The organism is Amycolatopsis sp. NPDC051373, assembly GCF_040689465.1.
Lineage (GTDB): Bacteria > Actinomycetota > Actinomycetes > Mycobacteriales > Pseudonocardiaceae > Amycolatopsis.
The window spans coordinates 247,540-263,791 of sequence record NZ_JBFBAE010000001.1 but is presented as its reverse complement, the minus strand read 5'-3'; the positions used below and the strand labels follow the sequence as shown (position 1 = coordinate 263,791).

Here is a 16,252-nt window from a genome sequence, read left to right as displayed (position 1 = left end):
GTGACATGTGTGATTTACCCTCCACTTGCATACCGGGTTGGGTTTAGCGTTCCCCCTGTGCGAATCGCTCAACGCGAATAGCACGAAACTGGGGAATCAAAAGCCTGGGGGGGCTTGCGTGATGAGAACTGTCATGGTTGCCGCTATCGTAGTTGTGTCCGTTTTATCCGGTATTTCCGCTGCTGAGGCCAGCGTCCCGGCGCCCCCGAGATGCGTGCCCGGCACGCAGTTCGCGTACGTCGGCTTCGAGCTGGCGAAATGGGATTACGTCGGTGGCGACGGCGGGGAATACCTGTACCGGTACAGCTTCAACGGCTGGAATCAGGGCACTGTCACCTGCAAACCCAAGGCGTGAATTCCATTCACAGTTACCAATCCGGCCAGAAGTAGGCGGATGCCAGCGCAACGTCACTGCGTGCGGTGACAGGTTCCGCCGTGGCTGTGGCCGGATTGGTAACCAGCAGCACAGTTACACCTTCGAAGGGAGGTGAAGGGAATGCAGGAAAACACGACCGCCGTGGACGCGGTGGAGGAGCTGCAGGTCGAGGAGCTGGTGGAAACCACCGCGGCCGGCACCGCCTTCTGCATCGGCAGCGCGGGCTGCCCGTCCAGCGCCGGCACGGCGTCCAGCTTCGGCTGAGCAGTCCCACACAACTGATCCACAAACCTGAGGAGACCCGAGATGAACGAGTTCGACAACCAGGTCGAGCAGGCGTTCGCCGAGGACATCACGGTGGAGGAGCTCGGCGAGGTCGCCGGCGCCGGTACCACCAACACCGGCGGCACCATCAGCTCCACCACCTGCCCGGCGTGCATCGGCACCGCCTTCAGCTGGTCCTGAGAGGAAAACGGTCATGGAGACGCAGGAAACGCAGGACTTCACCGAGGAACTGACCGTCGAAGAGCTGTCCGACGCCACCGGCGCCGGCTGGTGCGTCGGGTCGGCCGGCACGTTCGGCTGCCCGTCGAGCGCCGGCAGCTACGGCACCGTCAGCTCGCACTGACGCACTGAACTGAGCAGGGAGGAAAAGAAATGAACGAGGAAATCTTCGAGCCGGCCACGACCGAGCTCACCATCGAGCAGCTCTCCGACGCGCAGGCCGGCAGCTTCTGCCTCGGCAGCGTGGGCACCGCGGGGTGCCCGAGCTCGGCGGGCACGGTCGGCACCGCGAGCTCGAGCTGACAATCCCCCAGGACATCCGCGGCGAAACGAACCTCTGAAGGGAGGTTGTCATGGAGAACGTTACCACGCAGGCCCCGCAGGTCGAGGAGCTCGTGATCGAGGAGCTCACCGAGGCCGGTGCCAGCAACTGCTTCGGAACGGCGGGCAGCATCGGCTGCCCGGTGTGCTTCGGCACGTACGGCTGTGCCACCTGAGCCACCAGATTCCAGGTGAGCTAGGTCAGCTATTCCACCCACACCGCGTGGTCGCCGTCGAAAAATGATTCATGAAATGGCGGCGACCACGCGGTGCGGGAAAACACGTGCTTGGGAAAGGACTGGGGGATGTCGGAAATCGTCCAGCGGTTGTGGCGGCACTTCGCCCGCCTGGAGTCGTTCGGAATGCAGGCTCCGGATTTCTTCGCCGAGCTGGTGGAACAGACGCCGGTGGTGCGCTTCGACGGAATGTGGGTCATTTCCGGCTACGAGCTGGTGACCCGCCTGTGCACCCACCCCGGCTTCCCCATGGCGGCCCCCGTCTTCACCGACGTGGTCCACCGAGATAACCCACAGTTTGTTCGCTTCTTCGGCAGCACCATGTCGGTGCGGGCCGCCGAGGAGCACACGCGGCTACGCGGTGTGCTCACCGGGGCGTTTTCCGGCCGCCGGCTGGCCGGGCTGCGCGACCGCATCGACGACGTGGTGGCCGATCTGCTGGCCGAACCCCTGCGTCGCGGCGAGGCGGAGTTCGTCTCCGAGCTGGCGACGCCGCTGCCGGCCGCCGTGACCGCGGTGCTGCTGGGCGTGCCGACCGCCGACCGCGACTTAGTCACGGCGCGGGCCACCGGGATGATGAGCCAGCTCGCCGCCGGTTTCCTCACCGAGTCGCACCCCGAGGCGGGGACCCCGATCACCGCCGCCGAGTTCGCCGAGCTGCGCGACTACGTCGCCGGGCTGCTGGCCCGGCGCCGCGCCGAGCCGGCCGAAGACCTGATCGGGCACCTAGCCCAGTCGCAGGGGGCGGGCAAGCTCACCGCCGACGAAGCCGTGGACATGGTGCTGCTGCTGTTCATGACCGGGCTCGACACCGTCACGGCCGCGCTGGCCAACACGCTCGTCGTTCTCTCCGAGAAGCCCGACGTCGCCGCGGCCCTGGCCGCCGACCCGCAGTGCGGAGACCGCGTGTTCGCCGAAGCCATCCGACTGCGCACGCCGGTCGCGTTCGGCTCGCGCCAGGTCGCGCACGACCTGTCCGTCGGCAAGCTGAACTTCAAGGCTGGCGACACCGTGATCCTCGCCTTCGCCGCGGCGAACCTCGACCCGCGCAAGTTCGACGCGCCGCTCGAGTTCCGCTGGGACCGGCCGATGACCGGCAACGTCGCCTTCGGCCACGGCAGTTACTACTGCCTCGGCAGCGCGCTCGCCGCGATGTCCGCGCAGTCGCTGCTGACCGCGGTGCACGACCGGCTGCCGACCCCGAGCCGTCCGCTGGCCGAGCTGCCGTGGCGCGCGTCGCTGGCTTTTCCGACGCCGCGCGTGCTGCCGGTGACCTTCGCGCCCGCGCTGGCGGAAAGCGGTGCCCGGTGAGCACGCGCTACCGGTCGCGCGCCGGAGCCGAGTTCCGCCAGGTCGAAGAGTCCGACTGTGGCGCGGCCTGCCTCGGCATCCTGCTCGCCGGGTTCGGCAAATACCTGTCGTGGCCGGTCCTTTCGCAGGCCTGCGGCGGTGGCCGCGACGGCATCAGCGCCGCGACGCTCGCCCGGCGCGGCCAGCAGTTCGGGCTGACGGTGAGCGCCAAGCGCGTGCGGCTGTCCGGCGGGGAGGCCGACGTCGCCACGCTGCGCGGGCTGGCCGCGCCCGGCGTGGTCTTCGTGGACAACCGGCACTTCGCGGTGCTGGGACGCGTCGGCCGCGGTGGCAAGGTGCGGCTGCACGACCCCGCGGCCGGGCGGCACACGCTGTCGATCGACGAGTTCCGCGAGCGGTTTTCGGGGCTGTACCTGGGTTTCCGGCCGGGGGCCGGGTTCGAGCCGAGTGGCGCGCCGCAGCGGGTGCTGCCGCGCGCGCTGCGTTGGCTCGGCGCCGGGCTGCCGGTGGTTCTCGGCGCCGTGGTGGCCGGGGTGGTCACGGCCGGGCTGACCGTGGTGGCCGCGCTGCTGGCGCGATCGCTGGTCACGGCGACGGCCGGGCCCCGGGCGACGTGGTGGCTGGCCGCGGTGGCCGTGGGTGTCGCGCTCGCGGGCTGGGCGCAGCAGCGGCTGGTTTCGGCCGCGTTGCTGCGCACCTCGGTGAAGCGCTCGACCGAACTGGTCGGGCACCTGCTTCGGTTGCCCGGCAGCTACTTCCACCGTCGCTTCACGGGCGGCGTCGCGGCGCGGGTGCAGATCGCCGACACGATCGCGCAGCAGCTGACCACGGTGGTACTGCCGGTCGCGGTGAGCCTGGCCGCCGTCGTCGGGCTGCTCGCGGTGCTGGCCGTGCTCGCCCCGCCGGCCGCGGCGCTGCTGGCCGGGAGCACGCTGCTCACCGCGTTGGTCGTGCGGTTCGGGCGGCGGGCCGGGACCGAGCGGCAGTCGGCGTTGATGGTCGAACAGTCGGCGCGCGACGGGCTTTCGCTCAACGTGCTGTCGGCCATCGACACGGTGAAGGCCGAGGGCAGCGGGCGCCAGGCGTTCGGGCGCTGGTCTTCGGCGCAGCGCAAGGTGCTGGCCGCGCAACGGCGGGCGGCGCTGGGCGAGCACGGGATCGGGCTGGCCGTCACAGCGCTGCACGCGCTGGGGTACGCCGCCTGTCTCGCGCTGACCGCGCTGGTCGCGCCCGGCGAGGTGATCACCGTGGCCGTGCTGGCCGCGGTGTGGCAGCTGCACGCGGGTGGGCTCGTCACGGGACTGCACCGGATCGGCGGCCTGCGCAGCAGCTTCGCCGCGTACGACGACGTGGCCGGCGCCGAGACCGATCCGTCCGATGTGGACGAACCCGTCGCCGTCGGCCCGGGCCGGGTCACCGTGCGCGGACTGCGTTACGGCTACGACACCAACGCCGAGCCGCTGCTGGTTTCACTCGACCTCGACGTGCCGCCGGGCGGCCGGATGACGCTGGTCGGCCCGAGCGGCTGCGGCAAGTCGACGCTGGCGAAGCTGCTGGCCGGGCTCGTGCGGCCGTGGTCGGGCGTGGCTCTGGTCGACGGGCGGCGCAGCGCGGACCTGCCGCCGTCGGTGCGGCCGTTCCTGGTCGGGTACGTGCCGCAGCGCCCGGCGTTCTTCGAGGGCACCGTGCGCGAGAACCTGGAACTCGGCACCGCGCTGCCGGACGACGCCATCGCCGCCGCCCTCGACGACGCCCAGCTCACCGAGATGATCGAGCTGCGCGGCGGCATCGACGCGGCGCAGGTCAGCCAGCAGGCCCGCAACTTTTCCGGTGGCGAACGCCAGCGGCTCGCCTTGGCCCGTGCGCTCGCCCGCAACCCGCGCGTCCTCGTGCTCGACGAGGCGACCAGCGCGGTCGAAACCGCTTTGGCCGCCCGCATCGACGCCGCTTTGCGCGCCCGCGGCACCACCACGGTCGTCGTGGCCCACCGCCTCTCCGAAGTCCGCGGCGACGACACGGTCGTGCTGCTCGACCACGGCGCCGTGCGCGTCTACGGCACCCACGATGACCTGCTCGCCCACTCCCGCGGCTACCGCGACATCGCGGAGGTGGCCGGATGACCACCACCTTGCCCACTGAGAAAAGCCGCTCGTGGTTCGAGGAAACGGGCGCGACGGCGGCGTCCCTGCGCCACGCCGTCGCCGGCCGGATCAAGCCCGAAGCGGCCGGGCCGCAGGGTATCGACGACAATGCTGCCGTTCCTTCGCCGGCCACCGCCGTCCAGAAGAAGGTTGAGCCGGAGCCCGCCTTGCCTCGCAAGGCCACCGCCGTCCTGCCCCACGAAGGCAGCACCGGTCGCCACCTCCTGTCCTTCGCGATGCGCGGCCAACGGGCCCGGCTCGTGGTGAGTGCCGTGCTCGGGTTGCTGGCGACCGTGTTCGGGTTCGTCGTGCCGCTGGCCGGGATGGTGCTGGCGATCGCGATCGCCGCGAACAACCGCGCCGCCGTGCCGTACCTGGCCGGCGCGTTGGTCGGGCTGCTCGCGTTGCAGCTGCTGACCACGGCGGTCGTGGAACGCGGGCTGCTGACCTTGACCGACGGGGCGCAGGACCGCCTCGAGTCGGCGATCTGGCAACGCCTGTTGAGCCTGCCCGCGACGTTCTTCCGCGACTATCCGCTGCGTCGCCTCATGGGCTTCTCCGGCGGGGTCGGCCAGCTGCGCGGACTGCTCGGCAGCGGCGGCCTCACGGCGGCGTTGCACGCGGTGTTCGCGCTGGTGGCGATCGCGTTGCTGGCGCTGCTGGACCCGTGGCTGGCCGTCGCGGCGGTCGGGATTTTCGGGCTCGTGCTCGGGGCGATGCTGTGGCTTTCCGTGCGCCAGCAGCGGCACGACACCGAGGTTCTGTCGGCCGTCGACGACGTGCAGGCGGCCGTGTACCCGGCGATGCTCGGCATCGACGACGTGCGCGCGTTCGGCGCTCAGTCCTATGTGGTCGGTCGCTGGAGCAAGGCGTTCCGCTCGCAGAAGCGGTCCGACGACGCCGGGCTCAGGTACGCCGAAATCGCCAGTGCGCTCGCCGTGGCCTGCTACCCGGCGCTGCTCGCGGTGCTGCTGCCGATGGCGTCGGGCCTGGGGTTCACCGGGCAGTGGACCGTGGTGATGGTCGCGATGACACTCAACCTCACCGCCACCCGGCTGCAGAGCGCGCTCGTCGGCCTGTTCGCCATCGGCCTGGTGCACGCCCGCCTCGCGCCGGTGCTGACCACGCGGCCCGAAACGCCGGCGCACCCGACCCCGCTGCCGGCCGCGCGGGGGGCGGTGGAGCTGTGCGACGTGAGCTTCCGCTACCCCGGCCAGACCTGTGACCTGCTCACGGACATCTCCCTGCGCATCGAGCCGGGGGAGTTCGTGGCCCTGATCGGCGCGTCGGGCGCGGGCAAGTCGACCCTGCTGCGCCTCATGCTCGGCCTCGACCGGACCGAGCGCGGCAGCGTGCTGCTCGACGGCGTGGACGTGAACACCTGCGACGTCGACGAGCTGCGCACGCGGATCGGTTACGTCGCACAGGACGCGACGCTCATGCGCGGCACGCTCGCCGAGGTCATCTGCGGCGCGGCGGCCGAGGTGGATCTCGACCTCGCGCAGCACGCTGCCGAGCAGGCCCAGCTCGGTGAGGTCGTAAAAGCCTTGCCGATGGGCCTGCACACACAGGTCACCGATGGCGAGAGCGGCCTGTCCGGCGGCCAGGTGCAACGCCTGCTGCTGGCCCGAGCCCTCGCCAAACGGCCCGCCGTGCTGCTGCTCGACGAGGCCACGAGCGCGCTCGACGCCGCCGCGCAGGAGCGAGTGCGGCGCGCGGTCGACGACCTGCGGCTGACCCGGGTGGTGGTGGCCCACCGGCTCTCCACCATCCGCTCGGCCGACCGGATCGCCGTGCTGGAGCACGGACGCATCGCCGACCTCGGCACCTTTGCCGAGCTGTCCGGCCATTCGACGGCTTTCGCCCGGCTGGTGGGCAGCGCCCGCCGGCTCGACTGAGGGGACAACCATGACCAAGAGCATCAATCGCATCACGAGGTTCAACCGGTCGCTGCGGGTGCTGACCGTGCCCGGCGACGCGGTGTACCTCACGAGCGAGCGCACCACGCAGACCCGGCTGGCCGGCGCGCTCGTCGAGCAGCTGGCTCCGCTGCTGGTCGACGGGCAGCACAGCCGCGAAAGCATCAAGCAGGCGCTGGCGGAAGCCGACCCGGCGCGCATCGACGTGGCGCTGGACCGCTTGCGCCGCAGCGGGTACGTCGTGGAGGTGGACCCGGAGGTCGACCCGCGCGTCGGCGGCTACTGGGAAGCGTCCGGTGTGGACGGTGACGACGCCGTGCGCCGCCTGGCCGGTGCGGACGTGCGGGTGCTCACCGCCGGCGACGTCGACGCGGCCGGGTTCACCGCGGCGCTGGCGGCGCTCGGCACCGGCGTCACGACGGATCCCGAGGCGCCGGCCGGGTTCACCGTCGTCCTCACCGACGACTACCTGCGCCCCGAGCTCGCCGAGTGGGGCACGAAGTTCCACGCGGCCGGCACGCCGTGGCTGCCGGTGAAGCCGGTCGGCAGCATGATCTGGGTCGGCCCGGTCTTCGAGCCCGGCGTGACCGGCTGCTACGAATGCCTGCGCGTGCGGCTGTCCAACAAGAACGTGCTGGCCAGCTACCTGCGCCAGCGCGGGGTGCTCGACAGCCCGGCGCTGGTCAACTCCGTGACCGGCACCGGCGTCACGAAGGAGCTGGCCTACCGCCTCGCCGCGCTGCACGTGGGCAAGTGGCTCACCGGCGCGTTCGCCGCGGGCCGGGCCGCGATGCCGCAGCCGCCGGGCGGGGTGGCCGCCCAGTACGGCACGCCGTGGCAGTCGGAGGTCATCACGCTCGACACGGTCAGCCTCACGCAGGAGCACCACCCGTTCCAGCGCCGGCCGCAGTGCCCGCTGTGCGGGGAGCCGGACCTGCAGGCCGACCGCATGGCGGCGCCGGTGCGGCTCGAGCCGCGTCCGCGCATGGCGAGCAGCGACGGTGGTTACCGTTCGAGTCCGCCGGAACAGTTCGTGGCGCGCTACGAGCACCTGATCAGCCCCGTCACAGGCCCGATCAGCAACCTTGTGAAGGTGCCGCTGGAGGTCGAGGGCCTGCACACCTACACCGCGGGCCAGAACTTCGCGATTCCCATGGCCAACGCCAACGACCTGCGTGCCGGCCTGCGCAGCTGCAGCGCGGGCAAGGGCATGAGCGACGCACAGGCCAAGGCGTCGGCCGTCGGCGAGGCGATCGAGCGCTACTCGGGGCTGTTCCACGGAGACGAGGCCCGCCGCACCGCGCGGCTGGCCGACCTGGACCCGGCCGAGGTCATCCACCCCAACGACCTCCACCTCTACAGCGACGACCAGTTCCGCGACCGCAAGGCGTGGAACTCGCGCCCGTCGCACTTCCACTGGGTCGCCGACGATCTCGACCCGCAGGCCGAGATCGAGTGGTCGCCGGTGTGGTCGCTGACCGAGCAGCGCACCAAGCTGTTCCCGACCTCAGGCCTGTATTTCGCTTACCACAACCCGAAAACCCCGTTTCAGGCCGGCGCGAACTCCAACGGCTGCGCGGCGGGCACGAGCCTCGAGGACGCGATCCTGCAGGGCTTCATGGAGCTGGTGGAGCGCGACACCGTGGCGATGTGGTGGTACCACCGCCTGCGCCGGCCCGCGATCGACCTGTCGACGTTCGACGTGCCGTACTTCGCGCAGTGGCAGCAGCGCTACGACGAGCTGCAGCGCGACACCTGGGTGCTGGACCTGACCAACGATCTGGGCATTCCGTCCGTGGCAGCGGTTTCCGTGCGCCGCGACAAACCCGCGCAGGACATCCTGTTCGCCCTCGGCGCGCACTTCGACGTGGAGGTCGCGATCGGGCGGGCGCTGTCGGAGATGAACCAGTTCCTGCCGGCCGTGATCGGGATGAAGGCCGACGGTTCGGGTTCCTACGCCTACAACGACCCGGACCAGCTGCACTGGTGGCGCAACGCGACGGTGGAGAACCAGCCGTACGTGCTCCCGGCCGAAGGCGCCTTGCGCACCCGGGCCGACTTCGAGCGTTACGAAAGCGCCGACGTGCGCGAAGACGTGCTGCGTGCCGAGCGTTCCGTGGCCGAGCGCGGGATGGAAATGCTGGTGCTGGACCAGACGCGGGTGGACATCGGCCTGCCCGTGGTGCGCGTGCTGGTGCCGGGGATGCGGCACTTCTGGCCCCGCTTCGCGCCCGGCCGGCTCTTCGACGTGCCGCGCGAACTGGGCTGGATCGATGAAACGCCGTCCGAAGCCGACCTCAACCCGATTGCGATGTTCCTATGACCACGCTCGAACGCACCGCCGAGTACACCGTCACCTTCCGCCGCGACGTCGCCGTGCTGACCAAGGACGACCAGGTCCTGCTCGGCCTGGCCGACCGCGCGGGGTACCGCCTGCGCGGCGTCGGCGCCCCGATGCTGGCGGCCCTGGAGCAGGTCCGCGCCGGGCTGCACACCGAAGAAGAGCTGGCTGCGGAGCACCCGGCCTCGCCGGTCGCGACCGTGCTGACGAAGGTGGAACCCTTCCTGGCCACGGGTTTCCGCCTGCGTGGCGAGCGTGTGGCCGTGCTGGAGCGCACCGGCGTGACCGGGCTGCGGCCCGAGGTGGCCGAGCTGGCCGGCGCGTGGCTGCGGCTGGGCAAGTTCAGCCTGCTGCGCCGTCGCGGCGGTGAGCTGGTGATCGAGTCGCCGCTGAGCAAGTACCGCGCGGTGCTGCTCGACGCGGGCCTGGCGGGCGCGGTGGCCGCGCTCGCTGTGGCGCGGCCAACGTCGGAAGTGGACACCGAGTGGTGGCCGGTGCTGGCCGCGCTGGCGGGTGCCGGCTTCCTCGACGTCGGTGCCGAAGGCGAGTTCCCCGTCGACTCCGATGACGTGCTGCGCCAGTGGGACGTGCACGACCTGTACTTCCACAGCCGCAGCCGCATCGGGCGCACCGACGAGGCGTTCGGCGGCCGGTTCCCCTACGTCGGCGAGATCGAGCCGCTGCCCGCGGTGGCGCCGGCGCCGGAAGGCCCGCGTACGGAGCTGTTCCGTCCGTCCTTCGACACCGTGCGCGCCGCTGACCAGGGGCTGCAGGAGACGATCGAGGCCCGCCAGTCCATCCGCGCCTACGGCGAGGAGCCCATCACCGCCGAGCAGCTGGGCGAGTTCCTCTACCGCACGGCGCGCGTGCGCGGCACCTACGGCCCGCGGCCCGAGGCGCGGATGCCGTACGAGGGTTCGAGCCGCCCGTACCCCTGCGGTGGCGCGGGGTACGAGCTCGAGCTGTACGTCACCGTCCGCCGGTGCAAGGGGCTCGAGCCCGGCATCTACCACTACGACGCCGGCGACCACGTGCTGCGGCTGATCAACACCGAGGCCAAAGCGCGCGACGAGCTGCTTCGCGTGGCGACGCTCTCGACCGGCGGCCAGGCCGTGCCCGACGTGCTGGTCACCATGACGTCGCGCTTTCAGCGGCTAGCGTGGAAGTACCAGTCGATCGCGTACGCGGTGACGCTCAAGCACGCCGGCGCGCTGTACCAGACCATGTACCTGGTGGCGACCGCGATGGGCCTGGCCGGCTGCGGCCTCGGCAGCGGCGACGCCGACGCGGCGGCGCGCGCGTTCGGGCTGGACTACCTGAAGGAGTCGTCGGTCGGCGAGTTCATCCTGGGCAGTGCGCCGGGCGAGCTGCCCGCCCCGGTGAGCGGCGACGGCGCGCTCGACTGGCGGGCCGGTAACGACCCGGGCTGGCAGGCCGAGTCGCTCGCCGCGCGGAGGCGGTGAGGTCGTGTCCGAGCTGCTCGTCTCCCGGATCTGCGGCCTGCCCGCCGGCGTGCTCGACGGTCTGCGTGCCCCGGAGACCGTCGCCCTCCTTGAGGAGGCCGAGTCCGCCGCCGCGCGCAAAACCGCGCTGGCGGAACCGGTTTGCGAGGCGTTGCACGCCGTGATCGGCCGCGACGAGCTGTCGCGCGAGCAGCGGCGCGGGCTGATCCGGCTTCGTCGGAGCGTGTTCAACGAGCGCTCCGACGAAGCCGGCGTCAGGCTCGCGCGGGAAGTGCTGTCCGCCGAGGAGGCGGACCGGCTCGGCGAGTGGCACCAGCTGCTGGTACACGAGCGTGAGCTGCTGGAGAAGGCGGCGCGGGCACTCGGCGCCGAGCTGGCTTCGGCGCAGCACGCCGTGGCTTCGGCCCTGCGCAGCCGGCCCGTGCTGGCCGGGCTGGCGCTGGCGAGCCCCGAGTTCGTCACGGCGTTCACCGAACGCGCTGAGCTGGGCAAACCCGGAGGCCGGCTGAGCCGCAGCGCGGTGTCGTACCTGGTGCGGACCACGTTGAAGCCGAGCCCGTTCGGCGCGTTGACGACCGTCGGCGTCGGGGACTTCGGCGGCGCAGTCGACCCTGGCGCGGGGTGCCGGCTGGTGAGTTCCTCGCGGGTCGCCGCGCGGCTCGCGTATGCGGCGCTGGAGGACGACCCGATCGTGGTGCCCAATGTGGACGCTCGCCTGGTCGGCACGGAGTGGCTGGCCGCGCTGCCCGCGCACCTGATGCGCCACGGCGTGTACTTCCGCGAGGACGAGGTCACCGCGCTGGCCGGGCCGGTGCCGCTCGACCCGCGGCCGCGGCGGCTGCGTGAGCTGGCCGCGGAGCTGGGCTGCGCCGTCGACGACGTGCGCCGGCTCGTGGACCAGGGATTGCTGCTGGTGAGCCCGCCGTGGCGGCTCGACGAACCCCGGCACTTCACCGCCTGGGGACGTCCTTCGCTGGCCGAAGCCGAGAAGGTCGTGGCCGGCAGCGCGGACGGCAGGCGCCGGGCCGACGCCGTGCTCGCGTTGCGCGGCCGGCTGCGGACCGTGCTGGCGGAACGCGATCCGGCGCGCGCCCGCTGGCTCGACGGGCTGGGGCTGGTGCACGAAACCGTCGCGCACGGCCCGGAGCCGGAGACCGCGCCGCCCGTGTGGGTGGCGGGGGAGCTCGACCGGCTCGACGGCCTGCTGGGCGCCACCGCGCGGCCGCGCGCGGGGTACTACGACCTCGTCCGGTTTTTCCTGCACCACTACGGCAACGGCGGCGTCGCCGACCTGGCCGAGTTCGCGTTCCGCGCGGTGCGGGACCTGGACCCGATGCTGTGGCTGTCGCGCTGCGCCGTGCCCGAACCCGACGTACGCGACATCGTCGGGCCGAGCATCGGTCGTCCGGCGCACTCGGTGTTCTGGCAGGTCGCGGGTGATTCGCTGGTGGTCAACCAGGTGCACCCGGGTTACCTCGGCGCCGTCTCGCGCTGGGCCGGCGTGCCTGGCCTGGCCGCGCGGGTCGAGGCGGCGGTGACTTCGTTGCACGAGAAGCGTTTCCCCGGTTGCGCGGTGTACCAGGTGACCGCGCACGCCGACTGGACGGACACGCAGCGGCCGGCCGTGCGTTCGGCGCCGTGGCTGTCGTGGGGTGCCGAACGTCCGTCGGCCGGGCCGGGTGGCGTGTCGATCGACGGGTTCCGTGTGCGCCACGACCTGGCCACGGGGACGTTGGAGGTGCTCGACCCGGCCGGGCGGTCGGCCGCGTTGAGCTACCTCGGCGCCGTGCCCGCGCACCTGCTGCGCGGGGTGCCGCGGGTGCTGCAGCTGCTGTCGGATCCGTGGCTGTCGCTGGGCCCGTGGGCTCCGGTGCCGGGCGCGGGCTTCCGCGAGCGCGTGACCGACGGGCGGTTGGTGCTGCGCCGCGCCCGCTGGACGCTGCCGGCGTCGGCGCTGCCCGCCGTCGCCGGCGGACCCGATGTGGACTTCCTCCGCGCCGGCCGGATGTTCCTGGCCGAGCACGGTTTGCCCGAGCAGGTGTTCGTCCGCGGTCTGGCCGCGGGCGGCGTGCCGCAGGGGAAACCGCAGTGGCTCAGCTTCGCCCACCCCCTTGCGGCGTGGACGGCGTTGAAAGGCCTGGCCGGCGCGGAGGAGCTCGAACTCACGGAGGCCCTGCCCGCGGCCGGGGCGAGCGTCGGGCGCGTGACCGAGTTCCTGACGGTGGTGACCCATGCTTGAGACCTTGCTGTGGCCCGACTGGCGTTACTGGCGCGTGTACGTCCCGGACCTGCCGTCCGTGACGCGGCTGCTGAACGAGGTGGTGCGGCCGGTGGTCACTGAACATCCGCTGCGCCGTTGGTTTTTCCTGCAGTACATGGACATGTCGGGCCTCCAGCTGCGCGTTCGGGTTCAGGCGCAGCCGGATGCCGGTGCCGTGGTCGAAGCCGACTTGGACCGCCGCTTCGCCGAACGCGGCACGGAGGTCGTGAAGCGCTGGTACGAACCGGAGCTGGCGAAGTTCCGCGGCCCCGACGGCGTCGAGTTCGCCGAGCGCGTGGCCCACCTGGGCAGCGACACCGCGCTGCAGCTGCTCCCCGGCCGCGCTTCCACCCACCGCATCACGCAGGCCGCGGCCCACACCGCCGCGATTGTCGAGGGCCTGCCGGCCGACCAGCGGGTGAGCTTCCTGCACCAGTACGCCTGGTACTGGTCGGGCCGCGGCGCGCGCACGGTCGCCTGGCGCCCGGCCGCGGCCACCGCCCGCCCGGACGACCCGGCCGCGGTGCGCCAGGCGGGCCGGCTGTTGGAGAACGTGACGCGCGAACTGGCCACCGACCGCGTCGGCAAGCCCCTGCGCCGCTACGCCGAGCGCTTTTGGACGGAGTACCGCGAATCGGCACGGCGAGTTTCGCCTTACCGCGCGGCGTTCCAGCACGTCCACCTGATGAACAACCGACTCGGCGCAGTTCCCGGAGAGGAGGCCCAAATCGCGCGGTTGTTGTGGGTGCAGCGATTGCATAGCATCGGTAATTGATCGGGTAATCCGATAAACAACAGTTGGGGAGAAATACCATGGACTCAGGCTCCAGCGGCGTTGCCGGCGGCATCGGCGACCCGGACGACGATCACCCGAACCCCGTCGGCGACGCCGTGGTCAGCGGTGTGCGCTCCGTCCTCGATAAACTCGGCCCGGCGGGCAAGAAAGCCGCCGACCAGCTGCCGAAGAAAAAGGACAAGTAAAGCCGCGATTATTCCGGCGAACGTGACCGCGCGCCGCGAGGCGAAATACGCGTAAAAAAGCGGTCACGCACTGACCCGCCACCGGCAGGGGCGCGGAGAGCGATCCTGGCTGTCGCTCTCCGCGCCGGTCGGCCGGCTATTTCGTCCGCGCCGCGATCCAATCCGCGATCACGTCCACCCGCGATGTCGTTTCGACGGTCGTGTGGGGGCAGTCCGGGCCGGTCGTCTCCACGGAGATGAGCTGACCGCCGCTGCCGGACGGGACGAAGTAGGGCGCTCCGGAGTCGTAGACGCACGCGCTGGTGGTGGGCGAGGGCGCGACGCCGCGGACGCCGACGGTGGTGCTGGCCACGGAGGCGATCTGCACGGTGCCCTGCTGCAATTTCGAGGACGGCACAGGGTTCTTCGCCGTGTGGCTGCCCCAACCCGCCAGGGTGAGGCGCTGGCCCGCGGCCGGGATCAGGCGGTTCACGGTCAGCGGCGTGATGTTCGGGACCGCGCTGTCGAGCTGCACGAGGGCGACATCGTTCTCCGCGGATTGCAGCACCTGCGTGGCCTTGCGGGTGACGCCCGCTTCCTTCGCTTCGTCGACCAGGCCGAGCGTGACGGTGGTCGGGTACGGCACCGGGCCGGACACGCGGTTGCGCTGCGCGTCGTGGAAGCAGTGGCCGGTCGTGAGGATCCACGTGGGCGCGACGAGGGAGCCCGAGCAGAAGCTCGTGTACGTGCTTCCGTCCGGGCGCGGGATGCTCGCCATGGTCAGCTTGGCCGTGAAGCCGTACTGGCCCGGGGCCACGTCGGACCCGTCGGCGACGGCCAACGCCGGGCCGGCGGTGAGGAGGGGCAGGAGGGCTGCTGCGGTGAGTGCGGCGCGGACGCGCATTCTTTCCCTTCGTCGGGCCACCGGCAGGGCGCCGATGATCGACCCTCAACGCTATCCAGCTACTTCCTGGTCAGGAATTCCCTTGTCGGGCGAAAGAAAACGGGCCCCGCGACCTGTGCGCGGAGCCCGTCTTCTGGTATCTGGGCGTCAGTGGGTCTGCGACAGCACCCAGTCGGCGACCACGTCGACGCGCGAGGCCGTCTCCTGCTGGTCGTGGGGGCAGTCGGGGCCTTCCGACTCGACCGCCACGATCCGGCCGGCGCGGCCCGAAGCCACGAAGTACGGTGCGCCCGAGTCGTAGAGGCAGGCGCTGGTATCCGCGGCCGGCGCGACGCCGTGTACGCCGAGGGTGGTGGCCGCGACCTCGCCGACCGCCACGGTGCCCTGCTGCAGCTTCATCGACGGCGCCGCGTCCACCGAGCTCAGCGCGCCCCAGCCGGCGAGGGTGAGCTTCTGCCCGACCGTCGGCTCGGAGCGGCTCACCTTGAGCGGTGTGATCCCGCGAACCGGCTTGTCGAGCTTCGCGAGCGCGATGTCGCCTGCGCCGGCCTGGACCACGTCGGTGACCTGGCGCGTCACGCCGAGCCTGCTGCGCTGCACGGTGGTGCCGAGCAGCACCGAAGTCGGGTACGGCACCGGGCCGGAGATCGGGTTGCGGTTCACGTCGTGGAAGCAGTGGCCGGCGGTGAGGATCCACTGCGGCGCGACGAGCGCGCCCGAGCAACCGCTGTCGTAATGCGTGCCGTCGGGCCGCGGGATGTTCGTCATCGTGAGCTTCGCGGCGAACTCGAACCGGCCCTGCGGCACGTCGGATCCGTTGGCGACGGCCGAAGCGGGCACGGCGCCGGCCAGCGCGGCCCCGAGCGTGAGCAGAGCCGCGGAAACAATCGCGCGAACGCGCATGTCACTTTCCCCCTGGTCAGTGGCACCGGTCCCGGCCGGTGATCGGCGCAGCTTAGCGATGACCGGGGTTCACTCGAAAGAGTTCGGGCAACCGGGCTGCCCGTGGAGTCGGCCCGGTTGCCCGGAGGTTCAGTTCACGCCGACGAGGTCGACGACGAAGATCAGCGTCTCGTTCGGCTTGATCACGCCGCCCGCGCCACGCTCGCCGTACGCGAGGTGCGGCGGGATCACCAGCTGGCGACGGCCGCCGATCTTCATGCCGGCCACTCCCTGGTCCCAGCCGGGGATGACCTGGCCGGCGCCGAGCGCGAAGCGCAGCGGCTCGCCGCGGTCCCAGGACGCGTCGAACTGGCCACCGGTGGAGTGCGAGACGCCGACGTAGTGGACCGTCACTGCATTGCCCGGCTGGGCCTCCGCGCCGTCACCGACGGTGAGATCGGTGATCTCCAGTTCGGCGGGAGGGGGTCCGTCCGGGCGGTCGATTTCGGGCTTTTCCAAGGTCATGGCGCTCACCGTACCCAGCGGCTTCGCACTGCGCCGATCGGACTAGGCCCAAAGAGGGGTTAAACGCGAATAGTCTTCACACTTCATCTACCCGTCGGTAGCGTGCGCT

17 protein-coding genes are annotated in these 16,252 nt (G+C 71.5%); 14 read left to right on the top strand and 3 right to left on the bottom strand.

The features are described from left to right. Positions 1–214: 214 nt before the first annotated feature. From AB0383_RS01325 to AB0383_RS01260, 14 genes are all read left to right on the top strand, one after another. Complete coding sequence (locus AB0383_RS01325; RefSeq protein ID WP_364174085.1) at positions 215–355, top strand: hypothetical protein; 141 nt, start codon at positions 215–217, stop codon at positions 353–355. Between the two features lie 141 nt (positions 356–496). Next, positions 497–640 carry a thiocillin family RiPP gene (locus tag AB0383_RS01320; RefSeq protein WP_220245456.1) on the top strand — a complete coding sequence of 48 codons (144 nt, stop codon included), beginning with the start codon at positions 497–499 and terminating at the stop codon, positions 638–640. A 42-nt stretch (positions 641–682) separates the two neighbouring features. Continuing rightward, entirely contained in the window at positions 683–841 is a 159-nt protein-coding gene (locus tag AB0383_RS01315; RefSeq protein WP_285971290.1) for a RiPP peptide, read from the top strand. Positions 842–854: 13 nt separating this feature from the next. Next, positions 855–1,004, top strand: coding sequence for a thiocillin family RiPP (locus AB0383_RS01310; protein ID WP_220245458.1), 150 nt, complete (start codon positions 855–857; stop codon positions 1,002–1,004). Between the two features lie 29 nt (positions 1,005–1,033). Further along, positions 1,034–1,183, top strand: coding sequence for a thiocillin family RiPP (locus AB0383_RS01305; RefSeq protein WP_220245459.1), 150 nt, complete (start codon positions 1,034–1,036; stop codon positions 1,181–1,183). A 50-nt stretch (positions 1,184–1,233) separates the two neighbouring features. Further along, positions 1,234–1,377: a hypothetical protein gene (locus AB0383_RS01300; RefSeq protein WP_158688140.1), complete on the top strand. Its 144-nt coding sequence runs from the start codon at positions 1,234–1,236 to the stop codon at positions 1,375–1,377. 129 nt (positions 1,378–1,506) lie between these two features. Next, on the top strand, positions 1,507–2,748 hold the full coding sequence (locus AB0383_RS01295) for a cytochrome P450 (RefSeq protein ID WP_364174081.1): 1,242 nt from the start codon (positions 1,507–1,509) through the stop codon (positions 2,746–2,748). Then, positions 2,745–4,868, top strand: a complete 2,124-nt coding sequence (locus tag AB0383_RS01290) for an ATP-binding cassette domain-containing protein (RefSeq protein WP_364174078.1) — start codon at positions 2,745–2,747, stop codon at positions 4,866–4,868. Before AB0383_RS01295 ends, AB0383_RS01290 begins: the two co-directional genes overlap by 4 nt. After that, complete coding sequence (locus AB0383_RS01285) at positions 4,865–6,787, top strand: ATP-binding cassette domain-containing protein (protein WP_364174075.1); 1,923 nt, start codon at positions 4,865–4,867, stop codon at positions 6,785–6,787. Before AB0383_RS01290 ends, AB0383_RS01285 begins: the two co-directional genes overlap by 4 nt. 10 nt (positions 6,788–6,797) lie before the next feature. Beyond that, positions 6,798–9,131, top strand: a complete 2,334-nt coding sequence (locus tag AB0383_RS01280) for a TOMM precursor leader peptide-binding protein (RefSeq protein ID WP_364174072.1) — start codon at positions 6,798–6,800, stop codon at positions 9,129–9,131. After that, positions 9,128–10,612, top strand: coding sequence for a SagB family peptide dehydrogenase (locus AB0383_RS01275; protein WP_364174069.1), 1,485 nt, complete (start codon positions 9,128–9,130; stop codon positions 10,610–10,612). The genes AB0383_RS01280 and AB0383_RS01275 overlap by 4 nt, the downstream gene beginning before the upstream one ends. A gap of 4 nt (positions 10,613–10,616) precedes the next feature. Then, complete coding sequence (locus AB0383_RS01270; RefSeq protein WP_364174067.1) at positions 10,617–12,851, top strand: hypothetical protein; 2,235 nt, start codon at positions 10,617–10,619, stop codon at positions 12,849–12,851. Then, a complete protein-coding gene (locus AB0383_RS01265; protein WP_366184397.1) occupies positions 12,844–13,647 on the top strand; it encodes a thiopeptide-type bacteriocin biosynthesis protein in 804 nt (267 codons plus the stop codon). Before AB0383_RS01270 ends, AB0383_RS01265 begins: the two co-directional genes overlap by 8 nt. Positions 13,648–13,685: 38 nt before the next feature. After that, positions 13,686–13,853: a hypothetical protein gene (locus AB0383_RS01260; protein ID WP_220245467.1), complete on the top strand. Its 168-nt coding sequence runs from the start codon at positions 13,686–13,688 to the stop codon at positions 13,851–13,853. A gap of 136 nt (positions 13,854–13,989) precedes the next feature. Here the strand turns inward: AB0383_RS01260 and AB0383_RS01255 are convergent, their stop codons facing one another. From AB0383_RS01255 to AB0383_RS01245, 3 genes are all read right to left on the bottom strand, one after another. Then, positions 13,990–14,736, bottom strand: a complete 747-nt coding sequence (locus AB0383_RS01255; protein ID WP_366184394.1) for a trypsin-like serine protease — start codon at positions 14,734–14,736, stop codon at positions 13,990–13,992. A 147-nt stretch (positions 14,737–14,883) separates the two neighbouring features. Further along, entirely contained in the window at positions 14,884–15,639 is a 756-nt protein-coding gene (locus AB0383_RS01250; protein WP_366184392.1) for a trypsin-like serine protease, read from the bottom strand. 129 nt (positions 15,640–15,768) lie between these two features. Continuing rightward, positions 15,769–16,143: an FKBP-type peptidyl-prolyl cis-trans isomerase gene (locus tag AB0383_RS01245; protein ID WP_366184390.1), complete on the bottom strand. Its 375-nt coding sequence runs from the start codon at positions 16,141–16,143 to the stop codon at positions 15,769–15,771. Between the last annotated feature and the right edge of the window lie 109 nt (positions 16,144–16,252).